This is a genomic window from Sulfitobacter sp. 15WGC, from assembly GCF_005068605.1.
In the GTDB taxonomy this organism is placed as follows: domain Bacteria; phylum Pseudomonadota; class Alphaproteobacteria; order Rhodobacterales; family Rhodobacteraceae; genus Sulfitobacter; species Sulfitobacter faviae.
This window is the reverse complement of record NZ_SZNL01000198.1, coordinates 1-252: the sequence shown is the minus strand read 5'-3', so window position 1 is coordinate 252 and position 252 is coordinate 1. Positions and strand designations below refer to the sequence as shown.

Annotated in this window: 1 pseudogene; it reads right to left on the bottom strand. The window is 62.7% G+C overall.

Annotation, left to right across the window (positions count from 1 at the left end):
* A pseudogene (locus FCK22_RS18550) lies at positions 1 to 126 on the bottom strand (helix-turn-helix domain-containing protein); the annotation flags it as partial.
* Positions 127 to 252: the final 126 nt, after the last annotated feature.

The following is a 252-nucleotide window of genomic DNA, read 5'->3' as shown; positions in this document are numbered from 1 at the left end:
CGGGCGTTCGCGCCGGACTGTCTTTGGGTCGACACCGACAAGCCGACAGGCCCGGCGCTGCGAGATGCCGTGATCCCGCATCGCCCTGAGCGCCGCCTCTCGCCGCTTGGTCAGCGTCGTCAGTTCTGGACGTGTCACGGTTTGATGCCGCTCCTTTGATAGCATTTATTGCAGCAAAGGAGACGAACTATGGGAACGAAACGCACGGACGAATTCCGCGCTGATGCGGTGCGGATCGCGCTGACAAGCGGG